We start from the raw sequence: 25422 nt of genomic DNA on the forward strand, positions 1-25422 counted from the left end.
ATCTTGGTTAGGTAGTGGTCGGCGCGGGGGCTGGGTCCCTGGGCAGGCCCAGGATTCGTTCGGCGATCAGATTTCTGACAACCTCGGAGGTGCCGCCAGCGATGGTCAGGCAGCGACTGAACAGATAGTCGTGCACCACCGTTCCGGCGGCCTGCCGGCCCAGTGGATCGCCGTCGGCGGCCGGGTTGCCGTCTGGTCCGGTCAACAAGGCAGGCCCGGCAATGCGCAGTGCCAGTTCGGCGACGCGCTGGGCGTGCTCGGCGCCGAACAGCTTGGCGATGTTGCCTTCGATACCGGGTCCGGATTCGAACACCGCGCGGGCGGCTTGGCGCAGGTTCACCGTCGCCAGGGCGTACGACTCGATGAGCAGCGCGCCGACCTCGCCGGCCAGACGATGATCATCGCGGCGGTGACGAGCCAGCAGATCGAGCAGGTCCTCAGCGACCATGGTCACCGAACCGCCACCGATCGACACCCGCTCGTTGCCAAGCGCTGCCATCGCCACCCGCCAGCCGTTGTTGACCTCGCCGACCACGCGATCATCAGCGACGAACACCTCGTTGAAGAACACCTCGTTGAACAAGGCTTCCCCGGTGATCTCCCGCAACGGCCGGATCTCGACACCCGGTGCCGACATATCGATGATCATCGCCGTAATGCCTTTGTGCTTGGGCACATTCGTGTCGGTACGCACCGTGGCCAACCCGAGCTGGCAGTTCACCGCGTCGCTGGTCCACACTTTCTGACCGGTGAGGATCCAGCCGCCTTCGGTGGGGACGGCTCTCGTCGACACCGCAGCCGCGTCGGAGCCGGCACCCGGTTCACTGAACAGCTGGCACCATCGCACCTCGCCCTCCAAGCTGGGCCACATGAACCGGTCGATCTGTTCGGGGCTGCCGTGCTGAAGCACCGTCGGCACCATCCACTCGCCGAGTCCCAGGCTGGGGCGCTCCACGCCGTCGAGCTCCTGCTCGATGATCAGCTGCTCGACGGATCCGGCAGCGCGGCCGTACGGTTTCGGCCAGTGCGGCACGAGATAGCCGGTGCGAGCCCACAGCTTCTGCTGCTCGGCGGGCTCGGTATTGGCCAGCTCCGCCCGGAAGTCCTGGACCGCCTGCCGGTACTGTTCGGCTTCCGGTGGTAGGCCCAGCGATGTGCCTTGGCGTGCACCACCGATCTGAAGGGCTGCGACATCTTCGCGGAGCGCGTCCTCGCCGCCGGCGAACGCCAGCAGCACCGTAGCGCGCCGGACATAGAGGTGGGCGTCGTGTTCCCAGGTGTACCCGATACCGCCGTGGATCTGGATGTTCTTCAATGCGACACGTTGGTACGCAGGCAACACGTGGCCCGCCGCCATCGTCACCGCCAACTCGGCCTCCGACGCCGGGGCTCGGGCCGCATCCCAGGTGGCGGACACGGCGAGCTCGGTGTCCACCAACATGTTGGCGCAATGATGCTTGATCGCCTGGAAGGACCCGATCGGTCGCCCGAACTGTTCACGGGTGGCCGCATAGATGCTGGCCATCTCGGTGCACGCGGCCAGCCCTCCGGTGGCTTCGGCGGCGGCCAGCAGGCGCATCGTCTGGACGGCCCCGCGGGCCGCTCCCGGGAAACGTTCCGCCACCGGCGCTTCGGTCAATGTGACGACGGTAATCGGACGCATCACCTGATCGACGGAGTCGCTGCGCGTCGTGCTCACCGCGTCGCCGGCCTCAATGAGCACCAGATCCCCCCCGACCGGGATGAGGAAGATGTCGGCGCGCCGCTCCCCTAGGGTCGCCACGGCGTCGGCAACGACCGCCGCTCCGCTCATCGTGGCATTACTCGTCGTGCCGATCGCGGCCACCACGTCGCCCGACACCAGCTTCGGGAGCCAGCGTTGCCGTTGGTCCTCGGTGCCCACCTCGGCGATGACTGCGGAGGCGGCCACGGTCGGCAGGAACGGCCCCGCGATCGCGGCGCGGCCGAGTTGTTCGAGCACGATGGTCAGCTCGGGAAGTCCATAGCCCTGGCCGTCGTAGCGTTCGTCGATGTGCAAACCCAGCCAACCGGTGGAAACGATCTCCTTCCACAAGGCGTCGTTCTGCCACCAGCGGCCGTCGTCGTCCGGGTCGAGCAGGATGCGGCGGGCCGCTGCGGTTCCCCCGCGACCGGTCACCAGTGATTTGGCGACGTCGGCGAGCTCACTGTGGTCTTCGGTTAACGCCAAGGGCATGATGCGGCCTCACTCATCGGGTCGAACGGGAAAGGTCATGGGCGTGGGTCCGAGCGATGCCGCCATCAAGCGTGTCGCGTTGCACGGGTCCCGGCCTTCACGTCGCCACCCGGCGTTCGCCGCGGGGGGTCCAGCCGGTCAACGACACGGTGCTCAGGTCCAAGGTCTCACCCAGCGTCAACGTTCCCGCCATGACCCGCTTGAGGAACTCTCCCATCACGGCCTCGGGCTCACGATCGAGTTCGTAGATCACCAGGTAGCGGTGCGTCGGTGGCGGCAGCTGTGCGGGGAGGTCCTCGTCGTCGGGCACCGTGATCTCGGACAGGTCGTAGCGCTGCGCCGCTACGACACCGGGAACCTCGAGCACCTCAGGCACGTGCGTGGAGTCGTACCACGAATTGAAGGCGTCGTCTTGACCTTCGATGGGGTTGCTCAACACGAGGAACAGGTTCTCCGCCACGGACACGCCTTTCGGGGAAAGGATTCGAGTGATGCGAGACTATGACAGACGACTGTCACAGTCAATGTCCTGCCAAGCACTGGCCTTTCGATCGGGCCTGCTCGAGGTGCATCTGCCATGTTGACCGGGAATTCACGGGGGCATGCCAATCGCGAATGGACATCTCGGACGCGGCTGGCGAGGCCGTGCGCGCACTCACCCCCAGCAAATGCTGCGGTGATTAATCATGTTGTTGGACAATCATATTCGGCAGCCGGCGCCACCACAGCGCGACAGCTCGCACCGCAGCGTTTCGGCAACAGCATGCCGCGACTTCCGAGTCCGAAATCCCACCGCACGGCAGGAGAATTCCAGCGCCGATGTCGGAAAGGGTAGGGCGCGAGGATGGCTACCGCGGGTTGAATCGGGTGACACCAGACTGTCATAGTGTCCGGGGAAAGCGCCGCCGGTGACGGTCGTAGGGGAACGGCTCTCATGATCACACCGTCGAGGGACTTCATCCGGCAAGTTCTGGTCCTGTCGCCAGCCTTGCGCTACCCCGGCTCCCCCACATGTATGACAGGCAACTGTCACCACGTCCTGTTAACCACACGATGGATGCCTGCCGTGGCCGTTCGCTCACCGTCGATGTACAACAGTAGGGAGTTGGTCGCCAAGACTGCACTGAACTGCTGATCGTTTATTAGCCGACAGCACAACGACTCCTACGACCAGTCCCAATCGCCGTTGTATCGTTCAGTGCAGTGCCTGACTGGTTCGGGGCGAAATCATCGAGTCGCGCTCTTGACTGTTGACACTCGGCTGCCATAGTGTCGGTATCCCGCCGCGTGGGGCCGACGGCAGATGTCCATGAGTTGGTGGAGGTCCCCGGTGGCACGTCGGTGCCCGCCCGCGGGTCTCACTCCCGGCGGGCGAGAGCGCGCAATACAACAGCGAAAAGGGTTGAGGGACATGGGAGTTTTGGACGGTCGGGTTGCCTTCATCACCGGCGCCGCGCGGGGGCAAGGACGCGCGCATGCGGTGCGGTTGGCCGCCGACGGCGCCGACATCATCGCCCTGGACATCTGCGCTGACATCGCGTCGATGGACTACCCCAACGCCACCCCTTCCGATTTGGACGAGACGGTCAAGCTGGTCGAGCATACGGGCCGACGCATCGTGGCACGCCAGGCCGATGTCCGCGACGGCGACGCCGTGGAGGCGGCATTGTCCGACGGCCTCGCCGAATTCGGGCGCCTGGACATCGTGATCGCCAACGCCGGCATCATCCGGCTCGGCAGCGGGGGTGACGACCGGCAGGTGTTCCGCGACATCGTCGACGTCAACCTGATCGGGGTGTGGAACACCGTGCACGCCGCGATCCCCACCCTGATCGATGGTGGACGTGGCGGATCGATCGTCATCACCAGCTCCAGTGCCGGACTCAAGGCCACCGGCACCGACCGGACCGGCGGTCAGGCCTACTCGGCTGCCAAGCGAGGACTCGTCGGCCTGATGCAGGTGTGGGCCAACGATCTGGGCAAGCATTCCATTCGCGTGAACACCATCCATCCCACCGGAGTGGCGACCGGCATGGTCATGAACGAAGCGATGGGCAAACTGCTGGAGTCCGGGGACGTCGCGATGGAGGCCATGCAGAACGTCTTGCCGATTCCGGTGCTGGCGCCCGAAGACGTGGCGAACGCGGTGGCCTTCCTGGTCTCGGATGAAGCCAAGTTCATCACCGGAACGGCGTGGCCCCTTGATGCCGGCTTTGCGGTTCGTTGATTGCTGCTGCGCGAATCACGGCGGGCCGTCATCGGGAGCGCCGTGTCAGCAACATGCATGCCGGGCCAGGTTGACCTGCACGTCATCCCGCCCCGACACCCGTGGCGCAACAGCTACGTCGAATCATTGAACTCCCGCATCCGCGACGAATGCCCGCTGGGATGGCATCGGCGAGTGAGGGCGTCTCGCGGGCACGGGTCAAAAACGTCAACTCCGGACCGACGTGGCGACCCGACCAGGCCGCGAAAAAATGCCTCTATCTCTTCACCGAGCACTGGATCCGACCGGGCGAGGTAGGGCACCGATGGGCATGAGGGGAAGCCTGCGCTCCACGCGTTCGCAATCACCCATAACGGCCCGATCACCCCGACCGGCAACTAACCAATGCCAAGGTCGAGTCCGCGGTTAATCAGATAGCCTCGAGGGCAGCCGTTCACCGTCAGGCAGTACATCTCCGGTTTTCACAGTGATGTGCTTCGACAGACGCCAGCGGCCGTCCTCTCGGCGCAAGTGATCGTGATATCGCCCCACAAACGACATCTCTGCCGGCCCGTCCTCTGGTATCAGTGACACAATCACGTCGCTCCAGGCTCTAGCCTCGTTCTCGTAGATGTCGATTACCGGCGCGTAGACGAAATGTTTGATCCTGTGGGGAGTGGAGGGTTGCGTTGCAGGCAACCCTTCCATGATCGCCTTTCGCCCGCGAAACGTCTGTCCCGCCCATGGCAGCACACCGTCATCACAGAACAACGCCGCAAGGTCGGCCCATCGACGTTCGTCGAGCAGCTGAGCGTGCAAAGCAATTACGCGCCTGATCTCTTCGTAATCGTCCACTGCTACCTCTCGTTCCAGGCGTTTGCTTGTCGCCTCTCAAGACGGAGTCAAGCAAAGCCGCACGCTGTGAACCTTACCCGCGGTGTAAGTCGAGTCCCGGGCGGTGTCGGAATGCCAGGGTGATCTGATGTCCGCGACGGCTGAAGTGGATGCGTCTTGGACGCTGGCAGGTGGCGAATTACCCTGCGGTGCAACGGTCTTGCAGAACCATGCCCGGGTGATGGACGTGGGCCGCAATACGGTGCGGCGGGCGTTGGCCGCTGGGGGCCGCCCATGTATCGGCGGCGCCGCAGCCAGTCCACCGCCGGAGCTGAGACCGCCGATTGCGACCGGTGACGGATCAACCCAAGGCTGCTGGTTTGCGTCCAGCAGAGTGGTGTACGAGTCGGACCTGATCAGGGGTACCGGCGTGTCGCAGCCGAGCGATTGAAGGTCATCGCGTGATTCTTCGAGAGACCGACCAAAGTCACTCGGAGCTTGGGAATCAACGCGATGACCACTGCCCACAACATCGACCTGCCTGCTGTGCTCGCCGAACGACTCACCACCTGCCACCCTGACGTCTTGCGAGCTGCTGGCCACGTTCATCCACACCCTGAGGGGCGCGGAGGCCGACGCCCTGTGCGGGGCCGGCTACGGCAAGGCCAAGGAAAGTGAACTGCCGAGCACTCTGCAACGCTCCGAGGACAAGGCCAAGCGCACGTTCGCCAAGGCGCACGACGCCGCCGCCGAGGAATACGGCGAGGGCGAGCGGGCGCATCGCGTCGCCTACAGCGCGCTCAAGCACAGTTACGAGAAGGTGGGCGACCACTGGGAGAGGAAGGATCAGAGCGGGCCGTCCGACGAGCGGGCCGAGAGCGGCGGGCCGCAGGCCAAGGGTGAGACCGCTGAGGGCGTCAACGCCAACGCGAGCAAGAAGCACCTCGTCGACCTGGCCCGTCGCCTCGACATCCCCGGCCGGTCGAAGATGACCAAGGACGAACTCGTCGAGGAGATCAAGAAGGCCAACCGGCGGGAGAGCCGGCGCAGCCGCTAGGCCTTGCCGTTGCGCTCGCGGTGCTTGCAACCCGGCCAGCAGCACGGCCGGCGCATGCCCTCCTCCAGTTCCTCCTGAGTGCGGCGGATCCGCCGCTCACGGGTCTTCTGCTGCTTGGCGTCCTCGACCCAGCAGATGAACTCGTTGCGCGCCAGCGGGGTGATGTCCTGCCACGCCGCCAGCGCCGTCGCGTTCCCGGTCAGCGCGGTGCGCAGATCATCGGGAAGTTCGTGCACCACGCCGCCCGGAATCACCTGAGTGCCCACCCGCCCACAGTAACTCCGCAGGCTCCGGCCCTCGATATGGAACGATCGTTGCGACCGGAACAGGAGGGCCATGTCGGTTTCAGTGTCGACGGTGCGGGACTCGGATCCCGACCGGGTGGTCGACGCCGCCGACGCGCTGGGCCGCCGACGCAGCGAACTCGAGACGATCCTCACCGGCGAACGAGAGATGCTGGCCCACCTGCAGGAGCACTGGACCGGGCAGGCCGCCAACGGCGCGGTCGCGCAGGGGGTCACAGACCTCGCCAAGCAGGACCGGATCGCCCGGCGGCTGCGCCACCTCGAGTCCGCGCTGCGCAACGGCGGTGTGCAGATGGTCGCGTTGCGGGGCGCTCTGCTGGACCTGGTGTCGACGCTGGACCGGTTCGGGTTCGCCGTCGCCGACGACGGGACGGTCACCCCGCAGCAGTGGCTGGTCGGGCGCTTTCTGGACAGCCTGGCCGACAAGTTCACCGCGTTTCTGAAGAAGATGCTGCAGCTGTTCACCGACCCGGACGAGAACACCGCGTCGGCGATCGATCAGGCCGCCGGAGTCGACATCCCGAGTCCGTCCGTGGCCGTGGGCGGGCAGAACATCCAGATCCCCTCGGCGGACACCGATCCTGCCGGCGTGACGGCGTGGTGGAATGCGCTGACCGACGATCAGCGCCGTGGGCTGATCGACCAGCATCCACCGATCCTGGGCAATCTCAACGGGATTCCCGCCGAGGTTCGCGACCAGGTCAACGTCGCGGTGATGGACGACGACCTCGACCGGGTGGAGAACGTGGCGTCCCGCAACCACGTCCCGGCCGACGAGGTGGTGGGCAATCCGGGCCGCTATGGGCTGACCGACGGCGACGTCACGCGCTACCAGAACGCGAAGCGGACCCAGGAAGGACTGCTGCATCAGCTCGGCGCGCCCGACGGAGAGTCACGCCGCTACAGCGAGATCGGCGCACAGGAGCGGCACGACAGGAACTGGCGGCCGACCATGCTGTGGGCCTACGACCCGCAGGCCTTCGACGGCAAGGGCCGCGCGGCGGTCTCGATCGGCAATCCGGACAAGGCGTCGAACACCGCGGTCATCGTGCCCGGCACCAGCGCCAGCGTCCGCGACGGCTGGCTGTCCGACGGGCACAACGACGCCATCAATCTGTACGGCCAGTCACTCAAGGCCGATCCCGGTGACCCGACCGCGGTGATCTCCTGGATGGGCTACGACACCCCCGAGAGCTTCACCGACCCCAACATCGCCAACACCGGCCTGGCACGCGCCGGGGGCGACGCCCTGGCGTGGGATGTCAACGGGCTCAGTGTGACCCACGAGGCGGGCGTGTCCGAGCATGTGACGGTGATCGGGCACTCCTACGGTTCCACCACCGTCGCCGACGCGTTCGCCAACAGCGGGATGCGTGCCGACGACGCGATCCTGCTCGGCAGTCCCGGCACCGACGTGGCGGGCAGCGCCGCGGACTTCAACCTCGACGGCGGGCAGGTCTACATCGGGGACGCGTCCACCGACCCGGTGGGCTGGCTGGGTCAGATGGGCAACACGCTGCCGGGCGAACTCAACGATTCGTTGGGCAACATGGTCGGCCCGACGGCCGGCCTGGGCGCCGACCCGGCGTTCGAGGACTTCGGTGCGACGCGGTTCCGGGCCGAGGTTCCCGGTGCGGACATGATCGACCCGTCCGACCATTCGTACTACTACGCCGTCGGTAGCGAGTCGTTGCGCGCCATGACCGAGATCGTCACCGGCAATCCCGACCGTCTCGGCGAACTTGGCCTGCTGGCGCAGCCGCGCACCGAACTGACGGTGTCGACACCGCAGCAGCTCGACGTCCCGATCCTCGGAGAGGGTTCCGTTGCCGCACATGAACGTCGAGACGCCGGTGATCTATGACCCCGAATGGAACCGGGCGGGAGGATCGGTGACCAATGACCACGGGTACTAGTCGTCGTATCGCGGGGCTGGCCGTCATCCTCGCCGCCGCGACGTCAGCTGTAGGAGGATGCTCACCGATGTCCCCGTCCCTGCCGAACACACCACAGGCCGGGGGGCCCACCGCCCCGCCGCCGTCCGACGCCGAATCCCGCGCCCAGGTCGTCGATGCGGCCAAAGATGTTGTGCGGGCGGCGAACCTGCGTGTCACGTACGCGAGCTTCCAATGGGAGTGGTGTAACGATCAGGGCGACCCGCCGTTCCACGGCCGCGTCGACGTGGCGTTCGAGACGCCGCCAGGCCAGAGTGTCAGCCGGCAGATCGCCGACACCCTGGCCGCCCGGCCCGGCTGGGCGCCCGGGCCGCCGCCGGGCTTCCAGCCCGCCGGCGACGCGGTCCACAAGGGCGGCGTGATGGTCCTCGTCGGCCCCGGGAACTACCCCGACCGCGGCGCGGTCGAGATCTACGGGGAATGCCGGAACATGAACGACCACCGCGACGACAACCAGCTCGCCGACATCACCGATGAGGTGCGCGGTGGCTGAGTTCGCGGATCCCTAGACAGCGCTGAAGTACAGGCCCAGCAGCGCACCGAACAGGACGACCAGCCAGCCGTTCGTCGTCACCTTCAGCCACCGCGGTGCCTGCCGTACTTCCATGAAATGCCACATCACCAACTGGGTTTTGACCGCTGCGATCAGCAGCACCACGACCGTCACCGCAGGCGCCTGCAGGGGCCTGATCAGCCGACTGGCGACCTCATGTTTTCGGTGACACTGGTCAGCAACGGTGCCGTGCTGCACAATGGGGCGCGTGCCAGAGAGTGCGGTCTTGATGTTGAGCAATTGGCGGTAGTTGACGTTCTCGGTGGTGCTCGACCCGCCCCAGGTGCCGCAGCCCAACGAGAACGTCGGGGTCAGATTGTTGTAGATGCCGCCGAGCGCGCCGACCGCGGTCGGCGCGTTGACCAGGATGCGGCCGGTGCGCACGGCCAGGCCGTAGCGGTCGACGACGTCGTCGTCGTTGGCGTAGATCGCCGAGGTGTGGCCCAGCCCGCCGTGTTCGGTGACCAGCACCGCGGCGTCGATGCCGTGCTGCACGTCGCGGGCGCGCACCACGCCGAGCACCGGCATCAGCTTCTCGGCCACCAGCGGGTGCGCGGCCAGTTCGTCGAGGTCCGACGGCAGCGGCGCCAGCAGGATCTTCACCGCCGGGGACACGGTGAAGCCGGCACGTGCGGCCAGCTCCGACGCGCGCTGCCCCACCGCGTCCAGCGACACCTTGTCGCCGCAGCCGAACGCGAACTCGGCTATCTTTTCGGCCTCCTGCTCGGTGAGCAGCCGCGCTCCCATCCGCTCGAACTCGGCGATCGTCGCGTCGTAGATCGCGTCATCGATGATGCAGGTCTGCTCGGCCGGGCAGATCACCGACGAATCAAAGGTTTTCGAGATCAGGATGTCGACGACGGCGCCCTTGATGTCGGCCGTGCGGTGGATGTAGATCGGCGCGTTGCCGGGCCCGACGCTGACACCGGGCTTGCCCGACGCGTTGGCCAGCGCCACGATCTTCGGACCGCCGGTGACCCAGACGAAGTCGACCTTCGGGTGTTTGAACAGATGGTGGGTCACCTCGTGCGCGGCGTCGGGGATGACCTGCAGCGCACCGCGCGGCATCCCGGCGGCTTCGGCCGCCTCGCGCAGGATCTCCACGCTGCGTTCGCAGCAGCGGATCGCATACGGCGACGGACGGAACAGCACCGCGTTGCGGGTCTTGGCCGCGACGATCGCCTTGAACAGCACCGTCGACGTCGGGTTGGTCACCGGGGTGATCGCCAGGACCACACCGATGGGCTCGGCGACGTAGCGGATGTTGTTCTCGACGTCCTCGTCGATGACGCCGACGGACTTCTTGCCGCGCAGGTAGTCGTGCAGGAATTCGGTGGCCACGTAGTTCTTGACGACCTTGTCCTCGAACACCCCGAACCCGGTCTCCTCGATGGCCACGCCGGCCAGTTCGGCCGCGGCCCGCAGCCCCGCCCGGACCATGGCCTCGACGATCCGGTCGACCTGTTCCTGGTCGAGGGCGCGGAACTCCGTGGCGGCGCGGGCGGCGGCGTCGACCACTGCGTCGACTTCGGCCAACCGCGCCGTGTCGGGTGGTCCGTGGTCGGTCACCTGTTGCCGTTGAACGGATTCGGTGTCTGCATGTGTCGACGTCATGTTTCCGCCCTCGACGATGGAGGACCCGGCACACAGCACCGCGCCCGGGTCGCACAAGTCTGCTCGACGGGTCGATGCTACGCCGGGGGCACCGCCCGACCGGACCGTTTGCGCTCAGCGCAAGTCCCCGGATTGAAGGGCGAAAGTCTCTTGTGCATGACCCCCGCCGCAGGAGACCGTCCGTCAGCCCGGGGCCGGTTGCGTCGGCACGGTGCGCAACGCCAGCGCGCCGAGCGCGAGCACGGACAGGACCGGCGTGGCGAACAGGAGCACCGCCCAGACCAACCCGACACCACTTCCGCTCAACGCCTTCACCAGGGTGAAGATCGCGACCAGCCAACTGACCCCGCCGGCCACCACGGTCACCGCCAGCGCCACCGCGAACGCGCGCGCGAGACCGTAGTGCCGGTATCCGGTCGCGGTCAGCAGCGCCGTGACGGGCAGGACCATCACGATGACGGCCAGCCAGGGCCGGTCCACACCCATCTGCATCGCGGGCACCAGCAGAGCCGCCGCCAGCAGTGCCGCGCCGATGATGCCTGCCACCGCGACGCCCCGGCCATTCGCCATGGCTCGATTCTGCCGAACCACCGGCTGTTGTGTCGCGGGATTGCGGCAACGTCGGCGGTTATCAAGCAGCCCAGGGCAATTCCGAGCTCGTTCAGTCGTAGAGAGCGGCGATGGTGTCGGCGAAGTTCTTCACGATGACGTTGCGTTTGGCCTTCAGGCTGGGGGTCAGATCGCCTGCGGCGACGGACAATTCCCGGTCCAGGATTGCGAATCTTTTGATCTGTTCCCACCGGTTGAGCTCGGCGTTCAGGGTGTCGACGTATCCGGCGATCAGCTCGTTGGTGGCGCCGTGGCGCGCGAGCTCGGCGAATTCCAGGTCCTGGAGCCCGTTCTTGGCGGCCCACTCGGCGATCGCCTCGCTGTCCAGGCTCACCAGCGCCACACAGTAGGGCCGGCCCTCGCCGTACACGATGATCTCGCTGCTGTAGGGACAGACCGCTTTGAACGCCGCAGCGACGGCCGACGGTGCGACGTACTTGCCCTGTGAGGTCTTGAACAGGTCCTTCTTGCGGTCGGTGATGCGCAGGAACCCGTCGGCGTCGATCTCGCCGATATCCCCGGTGTAGAACCAGCCGTCGGCGTCGAGGGCCTCCGCGGTGGCCTCGGGCAGGTCGTGATAGCCGGTCATCACGCCGGGACTGCGCAACAGGATCTCTCCGTCGGTGGCGATCTTGACCTCGGTGCCGGGGAACGGGATCCCGACGGTGCCGAACCGGTAGGCGTCGGGCCGGTTGATGAACGACGCCGCCGCTGTCTCGGTCAGTCCGTACCCCTCGAGCACCGGGATTCCGACGGCGTCGAACCACCGCGCGATGTCGCGGTTGAGCGGCGCGGCAGCCGAGACGAAGAAGCGCAACCGGCCACCGAAGCGCTGCCGGATCGACGCGAACACCAGTCTGTCGGCCACCGCGCGTTGCACCGCCAGCAGCGGCGACGGCGTCCGTCCGGCTTCCCGGGCGTCCGACGCGCGCAGGCCCACCCCGATCGCCCAGTCGAAGATGCGTTTCTTGACCCCGCCTTCGTCGGCGATCACCCCCTGGATCCGCGCGTGCGCCTTCTCGAAGATCCGCGGCGCCGCGGCCATGAACGTTGGGTGCACGGCGGCGAGGTTGTCGACGATGCGGTCCACGTGGCCGTCGATCGCGGTGGGAAAGCCGATCCGCAGCGGCAGTGCGAGCATCACCTTGCCGAACGCGTGGGCCAGCGGTAGCCACAGGAAGTTCAGATCGTCGGCGCGCAGGATGCCGAGCGCGTCGATGGCCGCGGCGGTGTAGGTCCACGCGCTGTGCGGCAACCGGACGCCTTTGGGCCGGCCGGTGGTGCCCGAGGTGTAGATGATGCTGGCCAGCTGTTCGGGCCGGATCGCCGCGACCCGCTCGTCGATCAGCTGCGGTGACCGGGCCAGCAGCTCCGCTCCCCGCGTCGCGAGCTCGGCAAGGGTGAGGACGAACTCGCCGTCCCCGGCGCCGTCGATGACCACCACGTGGTCCACCGCGGCCAGCTCCCCGCGGTGGGCCAGCACCTTGTCCAGCTGCGACTGGTCTTCGGCGATGACGACGCGGCTGCCGGAGTTGGCGACGATGAACGCGACGTCGCGGGCGTTGGTCGTGGGATAGAGCGTCGTGGTGGCCGCGCCGGCGCACAGCACCGCGAAATCGGCCAGCACCCACTCGTAGCGGGTCGACGACGCCAGCGCGACGCGGTCCTCGGGTTCGACCCCGAGCGCGATCAGCCCGGCGGCGATCCGGCGGACGCGGTGACCGACCTGCTCCCAGGTGACACTGGCCCACCCGCCGTCGTCGGGGAACCGGAACGCCTCGGCTCGGGGCGTGGCGGCGACGCGCTCGACGAACAGGTGGGCGACCGAGGGAGCCCGGAGGTCGAGCGGGCCGACGTCCGTCGCACTCAGCGGTGCCACCGGCCAAGATTAGCGCTGACGCACGCGTCAATGTGTCGAGTTTGCCAGAATGGGCACAGGACGCTTCGTCGCGTATGCGCCGGCCCGCGGCGATTGCCGAATTTACCAGTATGAATAGCGATTCTTCCGAAGGCTGTCGATGACACCCGGCTGTGGCATAGAGTTGTGCTACGCGCCGCACTCGGGGAGGGGTCGTGAACGACATCTCTGACGGCATACCGGGCGCCCTGCTGATCGCCGCCGATGACATCGACGACGCTCAAGAACAGATCAGCGCCGCCTTCAACACGATCCACATCAAGGCCGTCGGCCCGGGACACGACACCCGGATCCGGGTCTGGCGCAACTATGCCGGAGTGCTCGGCATCGACGACGTCGACTACTTCTTCGACATGACCTACCACATGGAGGCCCCCGACCAGATCCTGTTGTGCCGCATGCTTTCCGGCGCTTTCGAGGAAACCCACTACCGGCAACCGACCCGCAGGCACGGAATCGGCGCGGCGATGGCGTTCGGCGCGATCCCGCACCCAGTGCAAGGCCGCGTCGAAAAGGCGCGCTACCACATGGTCAGCGTCCCGCGGCCGACGCTGGCGCAGGTCGCCGGGGATCACCCGGACAGTGACGCCGTGCAGCTGATCAGCACCACGCCGTGGTCCGAGGCGGCCAACCAATACGTCGTCGACGTCGTCGACCACCTCCGTTTCGGCCTGCTGAGCAACCCAATCGCCTTACGAGAACCTCTGATCGTCGGCGCCGCCGCCCGGTATCTGGCCGCGGGCCTGCTGGCGGCGTTCCCGCACACGGCCGGCGAGGACCGGCAGTTCGGCGGCGAGCTGGACAATTTCGACGCGCTGCGCCGGGCCACGTCATTCATCGACGACAACGCCCACCTCGACATCTCACCCGCGGACGTGGCGGACGCGGCCCGCGTTTCGGCGCCCACCCTGCGATGGCTCTTCCGCCGGCACCGCAACCATTCTCCCGCGCAGTACCTCCGCCAGGTCCGGCTGGCCCAGGCACACCGCAGTCTCGCTCTCGCCGACCCCGAGACGAACACAGTGGCGGGCATCGCCCGACGATGGGGTTTCTGGCGCCTGGACCGGTTCCACTCGATCTACCGCCGAACCTACGGGGCCACCCCCGAACACACACTCGACCAATAGGTGCGCTCGCCGGAGACCGGTCCTCCCCCCGTTAGGCTGTGCGCCATGGCTGACATCGTGCCGATCGGGCTGAGGCTGACCAAAGGCGACGTGTACACGTTGTGGGCGCCGCGGTGGCGCGCCGAAGGCGACGAATGGGAGGCGTTCCTCGGTAAGGACGAGGACCTCTACGTGTTCGACTCGGTCGCCGATCTGGCCGCGTTCGTGCGGACGAACAACGACAACGACCTGACCGATCACCCCGCCTGGGAGAAGCTGACCTCGGAGAACGCGCACCGGCTCGCGCCGACCGAGGAGCACACCCACGACCTGGCCGCGTTCGAGGAGATCCTGTCGGCCAAGCCGACCGAGGACAGCGTGCGCACGCTGCACGGGTCGCTGGCCGTGGTGTCGTCGATCGGTTCGGTGTGCGAGCTGCCGGCGGTCACCAAGTTCTTCAACGGCAACCCGGTGCTCGGCACCGTCGGCGGCGGCGCCGATGCGTTCGCCGGCCGCGCCGGGCGCAAGCGGTGGGCCGAGATCGAGAAGATCATCGCCCGCGGGTGGGACGACGTGATCGCCGCGATCGACGACATCATCACCACACCCGCCGTGGACGCCGCGGCCGTGCAGAAGGCCCAGGCTGAGCTCGACGGACCCGCGCCGGAACCGGAGGACGTCGACGACGTGGTGATCGACGACATCGTCGACACCGACGAGGAGTCCGCGGAGCTGGCCGCGGCCGCCGAGCACAAAGTGCTGGGCAGCGACGAGGACTTCTGGGCGCGGGTGGGCATCGACCCGGTGCGGTTGATGACCCGCGGCGGGACCTACTTCACGCTGCGCTGCTACCTGGAGGACCAGCCGATCTTCCTCGGCCGCAACGGCCGCATCAGCGTGTTTCCGTCCGAGCGGGCGCTGGCCCGCTACCTGGCCGACGAGCACGACCACGACCTGTCGGACCTGGCGACCTACGACGACATCCGCACCGCCGCGACCGACGGCTCGCTGCGCGTCGATGTCACCGACGACAACGTCTACGTGCTCACCGACATCGTCGACGACCTGGCCGACGGGCCCGACACCCTCGACCGGGACCAGCTCGAGTTGGCCGTCGAGCTGCTGCGCGACATCGGCGACTACGCCGAGGACCCCAGCGTGGCCGCCAAACTGTCGTCGGACGCGCCGCTGGGCCGGGTGATCGCCTATGCGCTGGACCCGTCCTCGGCGCCGCGGCCCAACCCGCCGTACGCGGAGGCGGTGTCCCAGTGGGAGTCGCTGGAAAGCTTCGTCGAGTCGCGGCTGCGCGAGGAGTAGTTCAGCCGATCAGGACGGCGTAGCGGGGTTTGATCACCTCGTCGATGATCGCCAGCCTCTCCGGGAAGCTGATGAACGCCGACTTCATCGCGTTGATGGTGAACCGCTCCAGATCGCTCCAGCCGTAGCCGAACGCCTCGACCAGCCGAAGCATCTCCTGGCTCATCGACGTGTCGCTCATCAGCCGGTTGTCGGTGTTGACCGTGACCCGGAACCGCAGCCGGGCCAGCAGGTCGAACGGATGCTCGGCGATGCTCTTCACGGCGCCGGTCTGCACGTTCGAGCTCGGGCACATCTCGAACGGAATCCGCTTGTCCCGCAACAGCGATGCCAGCCGACCCAGCCGCGCGGCGCCGTCGTCGTCGATGGTGATGTCGTCGACGATGCGCACGCCGTGCCCGAGCCGGTCGGCCCCGCAGAATGCGATCGCCTCGTGGATGGAGGGCAGCCCGAACGCCTCGCCGGCGTGGATGGTGAAGCGGGCGTTGTTGCTGCGCATGTACTCGAACGCGTCGAGGTGGCGGGTGGGCGGGTAGCCCGCCTCGGCGCCGGCGATGTCGAATCCCACCACACCCTGGTCGCGGAACCGCACCGCCAAAGCGGCGATCTCGCGGGAGCGCGCCGCGTGGCGCATCGCGGTGACCAGGCAGCGCACCGTGATGGTGCGCCCGTCGGCGGCGGCGGCCTTCTCCCCCGCGGCGAACCCGGACAGCACGGCGTCGACGACGGCGTCCAGCGACAGCCCGCCGTCGATGTGCAGCTCGGGGGCGAACCGCACCTCGGCGTAGACGACGTTGTCCCGGGCGAGGTCCTCGACGCACTCGTAGGCGACGCGGTGCAGCGCGTCGGCGGTCTGCATCACCCCGACGGTGTGGGCGAACGGCTCCAGGTAGCGCTCGAGGGAGCCGCTGTGCGCGGCGGTGCGGAAGAACGTCGCGAGCTCGTCGACATCGGTGGCCGGCAGCCCGTCGTAGCCGTGCTCGGCGGCCAGCTCGACCACGGTGGCGGGCCGCAGCCCGCCGTCGAGATGGTCGTGCAGCAGAGCTTTGGGCGCCTGCCCGATGGTGTCCAGCGTCAACGGGGTGGTCATGCGCGACTCCTGGAGGTGATGCGGTCGATGATCAGCGGCCGCGCCGGCGGCGGGTGATCGCCGACGGTCCAGCCGCCGTCGAGCTCCGCCAGTGCCGCGCCGAGCCGCTGCGGCGTGTCGGTGTAGAGGGTGAACAGCGGCGCCCCGGCCGCGACGGGTTCACCCGGCCGGCGGTGGATGCGCAGCCCGGCGCCGAACTGCACACGCTGGCCCGGCTCGGAACGGCCTGCCCCGAGCCGCCACACCGCCAGCCCCACCGCCATCGCGTCGATGTCTCCCATGGTGCCACCGCGGGTCGCGCTGACGGTCTCGGTGTGCGCGCCGAGCGGCAGCGGCTTGGCGAGGTCCCCGCCCTGCGCGGCGACCAGCCGGCGGAACTGGTCCATCGCCGTGCCGTCGCGCAGCGTCTGGGCGGGGTCCACGGCGTCCAGCCCGGCCGCGTCGAGCATCTCCCGCGCCAGCGTCAAGGTCAGCTCGACCACGTCGTCCGGGCCGCCGCCGGCGAGCACTTCCAGCGATTCGGCGACCTCCACGGCGTTGCCGACCGCCCGGCCCAGCGGGGTGTTCATGTCGGTCAGCACCGCGCGGGTCGCGACGCCGTGCGCGGCGCCGAGCTCGACCATGGTGCGGGCCAGCTCACGGGATTCGGCCTCGGTCTTCAGAAACGCCCCGGCCCCGACCTTGGTGTCGAGCACCAGCGCGCGGGTACCTTCGGCGATCTTCTTGCTCATCACCGAGCTGGCGATCAGCGGCAGCGACTCGGTGGTGGCGGTGACGTCGCGCAGCGCATAGATCTTGCGGTCGGCAGGGGCGAGCTCACCGGCGGCGAACACTGCCGCCCCGATGTCGCGGAGTTGTTGCCGTATCCGGTCTTCGGACAACTCGGCGGTGAATCCCGCGATGGATTCCAGCTTGTCCAGCGTGCCGCCGGTGTGGCCGAGCCCGCGCCCGGCCGCCTGCGGCACCGACCCCCCGCAGGCCATCACGACCGGCACCAGCGGAATGGTGATCTTGTCGCCCACCCCGCCGGTGGAGTGCTTGTCCACCAGCGCCAGCGGCGTGCCGTCACGGCGCAGGTCGCCGAAGTCGAACCGCTCGCCCGAGGCGATCATCGCCGCGGTCCACCGGGTGATCTCCGCGCCGCTCATCCCGCGCAGGAAGATCGCCATCAACAACGCCGACATCTGCGCGTCGGCGATGCGGCCGTGGGTGTAGGCGTCGATCACCCAGTCGATGGCGGCGTCGGAGAGGGCGCCGCCGTCGCGTTTGGTCCGGATGACCGTCGGAGCGTCGAACGCTCGATCGGACTCAGGAGCGTCGAACGCTCGATCAGGCTGCGGAGCGTCGAATGTGGCGTGCGTCACGGTGTTTCCCCGCGGTCGCGACGGTCGAGGTCGTCGGGCCCGAACGCGTCGGGCAGCAGCGCACTCAACGGCCGCGGACCGGCGGGGTGATCGATCAGCAGGTCCGGTCCGCCGTGCTCGTAGAGCACCTGGCGGCAGCGCCCGCACGGCATCAGCACCTCGCCGTCGGGGCCCACGCACGACAACGCGCGCAGGCGTCCGCCGCCGCCGGAAAACAGGGCGCAGACCACTGCGCACTCCGCACAGAGACCTAGGCCATATGAGACATTTTCCACATTGCATCCGGTAAGGATTCGGTCATCGTCGACCAGCGCCGCCGCCCCCACCCGGAACCCCGAGTACGGCGCGTAGGCATGGTCGGACACCTCGATCGCCTTGCAGCGCAACATTTTCCAGTCGATTTCCGGCGCCATGTCAGGCCGTCCGAACCGAATCTGAATCCATTCCGAACACCTCGTTACGCGACCCGAACCCGAGATAGGGCACCCTAACTTCGCCCCTTTTACCGGGGCTTTGCCTCCCACGCTAGTTCGTTCGGCAGTACAAAGGGGATTAGAGTCGCCCCGAGGTTCTGGGGCCCGGCCGAGCCGACCGTGCCCCGCGCGTCCACCGATGGCGTTGGAGGTCACATGAGTACCGCGACATCACCCGATGCCGGCATCGCGGCACCGCGATCAAAATCGCGACGCCGCACCCTGTATCGCGGTGACCCCGCCATGTGGTCGTGGGTGCTGCACCGCATCTCGGGCGCCACCATCTTCTTCTTCCTGTTCGTCCACGTTCTCGACACCGCGCTGGTGCGGGTCAGCCCGCAGGCCTACAACGAGATCATCGAGACCTACAAGACGCCGATCATCGGACTGATGGAGATCGGGCTCGTCGGGGCGGTGCTCTACCACGCCCTCAACGGCATCCGCGTGATCCTGGTCGACTTCTGGTCCGAGGGTCCGCGCTACCAGCGCCAGATGCTCTGGGTGGTGGCCGGGGTCTTCATCACGGTGATGATCGCTTCCGTCGGCGTCATCGGCATGCACATGTGGGAGCGATTCGTATGACCGCACCGGCAGCAGACAACACGCGCGGCCCGGAGGCCCCGGTGCTGCAGCGCAGCTTCGACCGGCCGCCCGGCCTGGACAACCCGCGCGCGGCGCGCCGCGGCGGCGGCATGCCCAACTTCGAGAAGTACGCGTGGCTGTTCATGCGCTTCTCCGGCGTGGTGCTCGTCTTTCTCGCGCTCGGGCACCTGTTCATCATGTTGATGTGGGAGAACGGGGTGTACCGCATCGACTTCAACTACGTCGCCGAGCGGTGGAGCTCACCGTTCTGGCAGACCTGGGACCTGCTGCTGCTGTGGCTGGCCCAGCTGCACGGCGGCAACGGGATGCGCACGATCATCGCCGACTACAGCCGCAAGGACTCCACCAAGTTCTGGCTCAATTCGCTGCTGGCGCTGTCGATGGTGTTCACGCTGGTGCTGGGCACCTACGTGCTGCTGACCTTCGACGCCACGATCTCTTAGGGGGATCTGCATGATTCACGAACACCGCTACGACGTCGTCATCGTCGGTGCCGGCGGCGCCGGAATGCGGGCCGCGGTCGAGGCCGGGCCGCGCGTCCGTACCGCGGTGCTGACCAAGCTCTACCCCACGCGCTCGCACACCGGCGCCGCGCAGGGCGGCATGTGCGCCGCGCTGGCCAACGTCGAAGAGGACAACTGGGAGTGGCACACCTTCGACACCGTCAAGGGTGGTGACTACCTGGCCGACCAGGACGCTGTCGAGATCATGGCCAAGGAGGCCATCGACGCGGTGCTCGACCTCGAGAAGATGGGGATGCCGTTCAACCGCACCCCCGAGGGCCGCATCGACCAGCGCCGGTTCGGCGGCCACACCCGCGATCACGGCAAGGCCCCGGTGCGGCGCGCCTGTTACGCCGCCGACCGCACCGGCCACATGATCCTGCAGACGCTGTACCAGAACTGCGTCAAGCACGACGTCGAGTTCTTCAACGAGTTCTATGCGCTCGACATCACGCTGACCGAGACCGCGGGCGGGCCGGTGGCCACCGGCGTGGTCGCCTACGAGCTGGCGACCGGTGACATCCACGTCTTCCACGCCAAGGCGATCGTGTTCGCCACCGGCGGGTCGGGCCGGATGTACAAGACCACCTCCAACGCGCACACGCTGACCGGCGACGGCCTGGGCATCGTGTTCCGCAAGGGACTTCCGTTGGAGGACATGGAGTTCCACCAGTTCCACCCGACGGGTCTGGCCGGGCTGGGGATCCTGATCTCCGAGGCCGTGCGCGGCGAGGGCGGACGCCTGCTCAACGGCGAGGGTGAGCGCTTCATGGAGCGCTACGCGCCGACGATCGTCGACCTGGCGCCCCGCGACATCGTCGCCCGCTCCATGGTGCTCGAAGTGCTCGAGGGCCGCGGCGCGGGACCGAACAAGGACTACGTCTACATCGACGTGCGCCACCTGGGCGAGGACGTGCTCGAGGCCAAGCTGCCCGACATCACCGAGTTCGCCCGCACCTACCTCGGTGTCGACCCGGTCAAGGAACTGGTGCCGGTCTACCCCACCTGTCACTACGTGATGGGCGGGATCCCGACCACCGTCAACGGGCAGGTGCTCTCGGACAACACCACGATCGTGCCGGGCCTCTACGCCGCCGGCGAGTGTGCATGCGTGTCGGTGCACGGCGCCAACCGGCTGGGCACCAACTCGCTGCTCGACATCAACGTGTTCGGGCGTCGCGCCGGCATCGCCGCGGCGAACTACGCACGGGGACATGACTTCGTCGAGCTGCCGGAGAACCCGGCCGGCATGGTCGTGGACTGGGTCGGTGACATCCTCTCCGAGCACGGCAACGAGCGCGTCGCCGACATCCGCGGGGCGCTGCAGCAGTCGATGGACAACAACGCCGCGGTGTTCCGCACCGAGGAGACCCTCAAGCAGGCGCTGACCGACATCCACGCGCTGAAGGAGCGGTACGCGCGGATCACCGTGCAGGACAAGGGCAAGCGCTACAACAGCGACCTGCTCGAGGCCATCGAGCTGGGCTTCCTGCTCGAGCTGGCCGAGGTGACCGTGGTGGGCGCGTTGAACCGCAAGGAGTCCCGGGGCGGCCATGCCCGCGAGGACTACCCGAACCGCGACGACACCAACTACATGCGCCACACCATGGCCTACAAAGAGGGTTCGGACCTGCTGAGCGACATCCGCCTGGACTACAAGCCCGTCGTGATGACGCGTTACGAGCCGATGGAACGGAAGTACTGATGAGCGCGCCTGTGCTGGACAAGCAAGACACCCCACCCATGCCCGAGGGCGCGGTGATGGTGACGCTGAAGATCGCCCGATTCAACCCGGAGGACCCGGATTCGGCCGGCTGGCAGAGTTTTCGGGTGCCGTGCCTGCCCAGCGACCGGCTGTTGAACCTGCTGCACTACGTGAAGTGGTACCTCGACGGCACGCTGACGTTCCGCCGCTCGTGCGCGCACGGGGTGTGCGGGTCGGATGCGATGCGCATCAACGGCGTCAACCGGCTGGCGTGCAAGGTACTGATGCGCGACATGCTGCCCAAGAACCCGAACAAGCAGCTGACCATCACCATCGAGCCGATTCGCGGGCTGCCCGTGGAGAAGGACCTGGTGGTGGACATGGAGCCGTTCTTCGACGCCTACAAGGCGATCAAGCCGTACCTGATCACCTCGGGCAACGAGCCGACGCGCGAACGCATCCAGAGCCAGACCGACCGCGCCCGCTACGACGACACCACCAAGTGCATCCTGTGCGCGTGCTGCACGACTTCGTGCCCGGTGTACTGGAGTGAGGGGTCGTACTTCGGCCCGGCCGCGATCGTCAACGCCCACCGCTTCATCTTCGACTCCCGCGACGAGGCCGCCGCCGAGCGCCTCGACATCCTCAACGACGTCGACGGCGTCTGGCGCTGCCGCACCACGTTCAACTGCACCGAGGCCTGCCCGCGCGGTATCGAGGTGACCAAGGCGATCCAGGAGGTCAAGCGCGCGCTGATGTTCGCGCGCTGACCCCCTCGTCGCGTGATTTCGGCGTGGTTGTCGACGCTGGGCGACGATAAACACGCCGAAATCCCTCATCCGCGGCGGCGTCGGCGTCGAATGACTGGCATGACGTCCGTGACGACTCCCGAGTTGGTGGTCCTCGTCGACGACGCCGGCCGCACCATCGGCTCGGCGCCGAAGTCCGAGGTCCACCACAGTTCCACGCCGCTGCACCTGGCGTTCTCCTGCTACCTGTTCGACGACACCGGTCGGGTGCTGTTGACCCGCCGCGCGCTGCACAAACGGACGTTCGCCGGGGTCTGGACCAATTCGTGCTGCGGCCACCCCGCTCCCGGGGAGGCCATCGAAGACGCGGTGGCCCGGCGTGTGCGCGAGGAGCTGGGCCTCGACGTCGCCGAACTGCGCTGCGCGCTGCCCGACTTCCGCTACTACGCGGTCGCCGCCGACGGCGTGGTGGAAAACGAGCTGTGCCCGGTCTACTGTGCCCGGGCGGTCGGGCCGGTACAGCCCAATCCCGACGAGGTCATGGACTACGTCTGGGTGGAGTGGGAGCAGCTGCGCGCCGCCGCCGGGCTCGGCTGGGCGCTCAGTCCCTGGGCCACCGAACAGATCCCGCTTCTCGGTGATTTCGGCGTGTTTATCGACGCTCAGCGACGATAAACACGCCGAAATCGCTCAGGAACGCAAGGTGTAGAGGCGCTCGGCGTAGGCCAGGTCGTCGCGCCACAACCGGGCGGCGGCCTGGCTCATCAGGGGCTTGATCAGCGGCGCGGCGACCAGCCCCTTGCCGAAGTGCGGCCGGTCGGAATGCGCGACGACGGCCTCCACCACCGCCGACCGCGGCCGGCCGTCGAACCCGGGACCCAGTGGCGTGGCGTGGGTTTCGACGACACTGCCGATACCCTCACCGTCGACGATGCGCATCACCACCGTGCGCGGGGTGGGCGCGGTGAACTCGGCGACGACGGGCACGCCGAGCCGGCCCATCCGGAAGGTCACCTCGACGACGAACTTGTCGTCGTCCTCGGCCAGGTCGTCTTCAGCCGGCGGCGCGCTGAGCACCCGCAGCTGGGTGAACGAATACGGGTGGAACCAGGCGCCGTGCCACGGATCGAGGCGGTTGGCCACGATGTCGGCCGGCTCGCAGACTCCCTCGAGGCGGGCGACCGCGGCGATCGACGGCTTCGGCGGCCGGGTCATCGCGACCGGCGCCTCGGTGGGCTCCTGCCCGCCGACGTCGTCGAGTCGCACCCAGCACAGCACGCCGTCGTCGTAGGCGGGCAACGGCTTCCAGCTGCCGTGGCGCTGCTCGCCCAGACGCAGCCCGTGCCACGGGCACACCAGTGTGCCGCATTCCACCGGGGCGGTCGCCAGGTCGGCGCCCAGGTGCGGGCAGGCTCGCGGCGCGACCAGCAGCCGTCCGTCGCGGCCCCGCCACGCCACCAGCTCCCGTCCGCCAACCGAGGTGCCGAACGCCTTGGTGGTGATCGCAGAACTCGCCGCGAAGGTGAACCAGTTGCCGCCGGGCCGGCGCTGCGCCCGGTTCAGGGCCGAGCGGATCAGCGCCGGGTTCGCGTCGGCGTACGACGGCGTCTGCGCAGACCAGTTCGTCGGCGGAATCACCTGGAACGGGAACGCCTGGGCCAGCCGCTTGCGCCACTGACCCGTCGCGCTCATCGCGCACCCCCCGCCAGACGCCGCAGCAGCACGGAGCGGCCCTGGTTGGGCACCGTGTGCAGGGCGTGGCCGGCCAGGCCGAAGTCGCCGAGCAGCTCGTTGGCCGCGGTCCAGCCCGTCGTCGCCGCGCGTTCCATCAACGCGACCGGCAGGTCGATGCGGATCCCGTCGCCGGCCAGCTTGACCCGGGGGTCGGGCGTGGTCACGGTGGGCCGGTCGGCGAAGTCCCCAGGCGCGAAGCGGGGGCAGTCCTGGCGGCGCAGCACCCGCTGGTCGACGACGGTCGCGTCGGCGGTCTCCGGATACAGCTCGTGCATGCGTTTGATCAGCCCGTTGCACACCGCGTCATCGGCGTCGGTCACCGAGTACGCGTGCAACTCGACCACCGACCCGCCGGTGCGTGCGGCCCAGTCGGCGGCTTCGCGTTCGTAGCGTTCCAGCACGCTGATATTGTCCAGCGGCTCCCGCCCGCCTGTCCCGACAAACGCCGAGCGATCCGAACGGATCGGGCGGTCCAGCCACAACCGCAGCACCACGAACGCCGGCGCGATGCCCATGCCGGCCACCTGCTCGCGCCAGCGCGGGTCGCCCAGCGTCGGAGAGGCCTCCACCAGCCGCTGCAGGCCGGGCACGTCGGTGGCCAGCACCGCGGCGTCGGCCTCGAAGTCGCCGGCCGAGCTGGACAGCGTGACCTGCTCGCCCACCGTCAGCTCGTGCGCCTCGACGCCGGTGTGGAACGCCACCCCTCGGGTGGACAGATAGTCGCGCAGCGGATTCCACAGCGCCACATCGAAGTTCGCGTTGGCGACATCGAAGATCAGCCCCTCACTGGAGCCCAGGAAGTAGATGTGGAACATGGTGACCAGCTCACCGGCCGAGAGCTTCTCCGGCCGGGCGAAGAAGCTGCGCGCGAACACCTCGAACGCCAGATGCCGGGCCGCGTCGGGGAAGTTGATGTCGCGCAGGAATGTCGCCGCGTCCCGGTGGTCGAGCAGTTCGTAGGTCTCGGGCACCGACACCGTGGCCAGCGGCGCCGCCGCTTTCGCGTCGAGCCGCACCAGGTCCCGCAGCCGGAACGTGGGGCTGCGCAACGCGAATGCCAGCGCGTTCAACGGCGGGGTCTGCGGCAGCCCGCGGAAGGTGTCGCGCCGGCCGTCGCCGTCGATCAGCGGGTAGTCGTCGACCGGGGTGAGCGCGGACAGCGTCGGATCGCTGCGCTGCAGCAGCGCCCGCAGGTTGTAGTACTGGCGGAAGAAGGCGTGGAAACCGCGATTCATCGCCGCCGGGGTCCCGTCGGCCAGGGTGTCCGACCAGCCGCCGACCCGCCCGCCGAGATAGTCGCAGCGCTCCACCACGTCGACGCGGACACCACGCTCGGCCAGGCCCGTCGCCGCGGCCAGCCCGGCGATGCCGCCGCCGACCACCACCACGTTGGGCCGCTGCCCGTCGGCCCGCACCGCGGTCAACCCCGGCCGGCCAGGCCACCGCTGCCGTCGCCGGTCGCTCATTCGCTCGGCGCGCACGGCTGTACGCGCCCCCACCGCAGCACCATCA

The 25422-nt window shown here is 68.1% G+C and carries 23 protein-coding genes and 4 pseudogenes; 14 read left to right on the forward strand and 13 right to left on the reverse strand.

All coding sequences use genetic code 11. The annotated features are described in order from the left end of the window. Positions 1-7: 7 nt before the first annotated feature. Both G6N31_RS15590 and G6N31_RS15595 read right to left on the reverse strand, forming a co-directional pair. Complete coding sequence (locus tag G6N31_RS15590) at positions 8-2215, reverse strand: acyl-CoA dehydrogenase family protein (protein ID WP_069412495.1); 2208 nt, start codon at positions 2213-2215, stop codon at positions 8-10. A 97-nt stretch (positions 2216-2312) separates the two neighbouring features. After that, positions 2313-2675 carry a DUF4286 family protein gene (locus G6N31_RS15595; protein ID WP_069412705.1) on the reverse strand — a complete coding sequence of 121 codons (363 nt, stop codon included), beginning with the start codon at positions 2673-2675 and terminating at the stop codon, positions 2313-2315. 951 nt (positions 2676-3626) lie between these two features. Here G6N31_RS15595 and G6N31_RS15600 point away from each other — a divergent pair. The 3 genes and pseudogenes from G6N31_RS15600 to G6N31_RS27860 all read left to right on the forward strand — a co-directional run. Next, complete coding sequence (locus G6N31_RS15600) at positions 3627-4442, forward strand: mycofactocin-coupled SDR family oxidoreductase (protein ID WP_069412496.1); 816 nt, start codon at positions 3627-3629, stop codon at positions 4440-4442. Between the two features lie 57 nt (positions 4443-4499). Beyond that, positions 4500-4595, forward strand: a pseudogene (locus G6N31_RS15605) (integrase core domain-containing protein); the annotation flags it as partial. Between the two features lie 80 nt (positions 4596-4675). Next, positions 4676-4823 (forward strand): annotated as a pseudogene (locus G6N31_RS27860) (IS256 family transposase); the annotation flags it as partial. Positions 4824-4847: 24 nt separating this feature from the next. On the opposite strand, the gene G6N31_RS15610 reads toward G6N31_RS27860, so the two are convergent. Then, positions 4848-5276, reverse strand: a complete 429-nt coding sequence (locus tag G6N31_RS15610; RefSeq protein ID WP_234794073.1) for a nuclear transport factor 2 family protein — start codon at positions 5274-5276, stop codon at positions 4848-4850. A gap of 492 nt (positions 5277-5768) precedes the next feature. On the opposite strand from G6N31_RS15610, the pseudogene G6N31_RS27500 reads away from it, so the two are divergent. Then, positions 5769-5919, forward strand: a pseudogene (locus G6N31_RS27500) (IS256 family transposase); the annotation flags it as partial. Next, positions 5896-6312, forward strand: a complete 417-nt coding sequence (locus tag G6N31_RS27210) for a ChaB family protein (protein WP_098002374.1) — start codon at positions 5896-5898, stop codon at positions 6310-6312. The pseudogene G6N31_RS27500 and the gene G6N31_RS27210, both read left to right, overlap by 24 nt. On the opposite strand, the gene G6N31_RS15625 is transcribed toward G6N31_RS27210, so the two are convergent. Beyond that, entirely contained in the window at positions 6309-6578 is a 270-nt protein-coding gene (locus tag G6N31_RS15625; protein WP_098002373.1) for a YdeI/OmpD-associated family protein, read from the reverse strand. The genes G6N31_RS27210 and G6N31_RS15625 overlap by 4 nt on opposite strands. 70 nt (positions 6579-6648) lie before the next feature. Here G6N31_RS15625 and G6N31_RS15630 point away from each other — a divergent pair, with 70 nt between their 5' ends. Further along, positions 6649-8481 carry an alpha/beta hydrolase gene (locus G6N31_RS15630; RefSeq protein ID WP_308207640.1) on the forward strand — a complete coding sequence of 611 codons (1833 nt, stop codon included), beginning with the start codon at positions 6649-6651 and terminating at the stop codon, positions 8479-8481. A 35-nt stretch (positions 8482-8516) separates the two neighbouring features. Next, entirely contained in the window at positions 8517-9065 is a 549-nt protein-coding gene (locus G6N31_RS15635) for a lipoprotein LppJ family protein (protein WP_165776226.1), read from the forward strand. A gap of 12 nt (positions 9066-9077) precedes the next feature. On the opposite strand, the gene G6N31_RS27505 is transcribed toward G6N31_RS15635, so the two are convergent. From G6N31_RS27505 to G6N31_RS15650, 4 genes and pseudogenes are all read right to left on the reverse strand, one after another. Beyond that, positions 9078-9191, reverse strand: coding sequence for a hypothetical protein (locus G6N31_RS27505; RefSeq protein ID WP_342355830.1), 114 nt, complete (start codon positions 9189-9191; stop codon positions 9078-9080). A 135-nt stretch (positions 9192-9326) separates the two neighbouring features. Continuing rightward, positions 9327-10739 (reverse strand): annotated as a pseudogene (locus tag G6N31_RS15640) (aldehyde dehydrogenase family protein); the annotation flags it as partial. 183 nt (positions 10740-10922) lie between these two features. Then, positions 10923-11309: a hypothetical protein gene (locus G6N31_RS15645; RefSeq protein ID WP_098002291.1), complete on the reverse strand. Its 387-nt coding sequence runs from the start codon at positions 11307-11309 to the stop codon at positions 10923-10925. A gap of 91 nt (positions 11310-11400) precedes the next feature. Continuing rightward, positions 11401-13227 carry an AMP-dependent synthetase/ligase gene (locus G6N31_RS15650; RefSeq protein WP_098002290.1) on the reverse strand — a complete coding sequence of 609 codons (1827 nt, stop codon included), beginning with the start codon at positions 13225-13227 and terminating at the stop codon, positions 11401-11403. Between the two features lie 194 nt (positions 13228-13421). Between G6N31_RS15650 and G6N31_RS15655 the strand changes: the two genes are divergently transcribed. After that, entirely contained in the window at positions 13422-14393 is a 972-nt protein-coding gene (locus G6N31_RS15655; protein ID WP_098002289.1) for a helix-turn-helix transcriptional regulator, read from the forward strand. Between the two features lie 45 nt (positions 14394-14438). Next, positions 14439-15689 carry a protein export chaperone SatS gene (gene satS, locus G6N31_RS15660; RefSeq protein ID WP_098002288.1) on the forward strand — a complete coding sequence of 417 codons (1251 nt, stop codon included), beginning with the start codon at positions 14439-14441 and terminating at the stop codon, positions 15687-15689. A 1-nt stretch (position 15690) separates the two neighbouring features. Here the strand turns inward: satS and G6N31_RS15665 are convergent, their stop codons facing one another. The 3 genes from G6N31_RS15665 to G6N31_RS15675 form a co-directional block, all read right to left on the reverse strand. Further along, positions 15691-16779: an adenosine deaminase gene (locus tag G6N31_RS15665; protein WP_098002287.1), complete on the reverse strand. Its 1089-nt coding sequence runs from the start codon at positions 16777-16779 to the stop codon at positions 15691-15693. Beyond that, entirely contained in the window at positions 16776-18056 is a 1281-nt protein-coding gene (locus tag G6N31_RS15670; protein ID WP_234815209.1) for a thymidine phosphorylase, read from the reverse strand. The genes G6N31_RS15665 and G6N31_RS15670 overlap by 4 nt, the downstream gene beginning before the upstream one ends. 83 nt (positions 18057-18139) lie before the next feature. Then, positions 18140-18556: a cytidine deaminase gene (locus tag G6N31_RS15675; protein WP_163722209.1), complete on the reverse strand. Its 417-nt coding sequence runs from the start codon at positions 18554-18556 to the stop codon at positions 18140-18142. A 216-nt stretch (positions 18557-18772) separates the two neighbouring features. On the opposite strand from G6N31_RS15675, the gene sdhC reads away from it, so the two are divergent. The 5 genes from sdhC to idi all read left to right on the forward strand — a co-directional run bounded on the left by sdhC (position 18773) and on the right by idi (position 22851). Beyond that, positions 18773-19198, forward strand: a complete 426-nt coding sequence (gene sdhC, locus G6N31_RS15680; RefSeq protein WP_098002285.1) for a succinate dehydrogenase, cytochrome b556 subunit — start codon at positions 18773-18775, stop codon at positions 19196-19198. Next, positions 19195-19662 (forward strand): succinate dehydrogenase hydrophobic membrane anchor subunit, encoded by a 468-nt coding sequence (locus G6N31_RS15685; RefSeq protein ID WP_098002284.1) that lies wholly within the window; start codon positions 19195-19197, stop codon positions 19660-19662. Before sdhC ends, G6N31_RS15685 begins: the two co-directional genes overlap by 4 nt. Before the next feature lie 10 nt (positions 19663-19672). After that, complete coding sequence (gene sdhA / locus G6N31_RS15690) at positions 19673-21427, forward strand: succinate dehydrogenase flavoprotein subunit (RefSeq protein ID WP_098002283.1); 1755 nt, start codon at positions 19673-19675, stop codon at positions 21425-21427. Further along, positions 21427-22197 carry a succinate dehydrogenase iron-sulfur subunit gene (locus G6N31_RS15695; RefSeq protein WP_098002282.1) on the forward strand — a complete coding sequence of 257 codons (771 nt, stop codon included), beginning with the start codon at positions 21427-21429 and terminating at the stop codon, positions 22195-22197. The genes sdhA and G6N31_RS15695 overlap by 1 nt, the downstream gene beginning before the upstream one ends. A 99-nt stretch (positions 22198-22296) precedes the next feature. Further along, positions 22297-22851 (forward strand): isopentenyl-diphosphate Delta-isomerase, encoded by a 555-nt coding sequence (idi, locus tag G6N31_RS15700; RefSeq protein ID WP_098002281.1) that lies wholly within the window; start codon positions 22297-22299, stop codon positions 22849-22851. Between the two features lie 15 nt (positions 22852-22866). Here the strand turns inward: idi and G6N31_RS15705 are convergent, their stop codons facing one another. Both G6N31_RS15705 and G6N31_RS15710 read right to left on the reverse strand, forming a co-directional pair. Continuing rightward, entirely contained in the window at positions 22867-23868 is a 1002-nt protein-coding gene (locus G6N31_RS15705; RefSeq protein WP_098002280.1) for a DUF5914 domain-containing Rieske (2Fe-2S) protein, read from the reverse strand. Further along, positions 23865-25376: an FAD-dependent oxidoreductase gene (locus G6N31_RS15710; protein ID WP_098002371.1), complete on the reverse strand. Its 1512-nt coding sequence runs from the start codon at positions 25374-25376 to the stop codon at positions 23865-23867. The genes G6N31_RS15705 and G6N31_RS15710 overlap by 4 nt, the downstream gene beginning before the upstream one ends. Positions 25377-25422: the final 46 nt, after the last annotated feature.

Origin of the sequence: Mycolicibacterium duvalii (assembly GCF_010726645.1) — a bacterium.
In the GTDB taxonomy this organism is placed as follows: Bacteria; Actinomycetota; Actinomycetes; order Mycobacteriales; family Mycobacteriaceae; genus Mycobacterium; species Mycobacterium duvalii.

Excerpts from the sequence above, each read along its gene's own strand:
- G6N31_RS15590 (WP_069412495.1), bottom strand. The coding sequence starts at position 2,215 with ATGCCCTTGGCGTTAACCGAAGACCACAGTGAGCTCGCCGACGTCGCC.
- G6N31_RS15600 (WP_069412496.1), top strand. The coding sequence starts at position 3,627 with ATGGGAGTTTTGGACGGTCGGGTTGCCTTCATCACCGGCGCCGCGCGG.
- G6N31_RS15630 (WP_308207640.1), top strand. The coding sequence starts at position 6,649 with ATGTCGGTTTCAGTGTCGACGGTGCGGGACTCGGATCCCGACCGGGTG.
- G6N31_RS15635 (WP_165776226.1), top strand. The coding sequence starts at position 8,517 with ATGACCACGGGTACTAGTCGTCGTATCGCGGGGCTGGCCGTCATCCTC.
- G6N31_RS27505 (WP_342355830.1), bottom strand. The coding sequence starts at position 9,191 with ATGTGGCATTTCATGGAAGTACGGCAGGCACCGCGGTGGCTGAAGGTG.
- G6N31_RS15645 (WP_098002291.1), bottom strand. The coding sequence starts at position 11,309 with ATGGCGAATGGCCGGGGCGTCGCGGTGGCAGGCATCATCGGCGCGGCA.
- satS (WP_098002288.1), top strand. The coding sequence starts at position 14,439 with ATGGCTGACATCGTGCCGATCGGGCTGAGGCTGACCAAAGGCGACGTG.
- G6N31_RS15665 (WP_098002287.1), bottom strand. The coding sequence starts at position 16,779 with ATGACCACCCCGTTGACGCTGGACACCATCGGGCAGGCGCCCAAAGCT.
- G6N31_RS15675 (WP_163722209.1), bottom strand. The coding sequence starts at position 18,556 with ATGGCGCCGGAAATCGACTGGAAAATGTTGCGCTGCAAGGCGATCGAG.
- sdhC (WP_098002285.1), top strand. The coding sequence starts at position 18,773 with ATGAGTACCGCGACATCACCCGATGCCGGCATCGCGGCACCGCGATCA.
- G6N31_RS15685 (WP_098002284.1), top strand. The coding sequence starts at position 19,195 with ATGACCGCACCGGCAGCAGACAACACGCGCGGCCCGGAGGCCCCGGTG.
- sdhA (WP_098002283.1), top strand. The coding sequence starts at position 19,673 with ATGATTCACGAACACCGCTACGACGTCGTCATCGTCGGTGCCGGCGGC.
- G6N31_RS15695 (WP_098002282.1), top strand. The coding sequence starts at position 21,427 with ATGAGCGCGCCTGTGCTGGACAAGCAAGACACCCCACCCATGCCCGAG.
- idi (WP_098002281.1), top strand. The coding sequence starts at position 22,297 with ATGACGTCCGTGACGACTCCCGAGTTGGTGGTCCTCGTCGACGACGCC.
- G6N31_RS15705 (WP_098002280.1), bottom strand. The coding sequence starts at position 23,868 with ATGAGCGCGACGGGTCAGTGGCGCAAGCGGCTGGCCCAGGCGTTCCCG.
- G6N31_RS15710 (WP_098002371.1), bottom strand. The coding sequence starts at position 25,376 with ATGAGCGACCGGCGACGGCAGCGGTGGCCTGGCCGGCCGGGGTTGACC.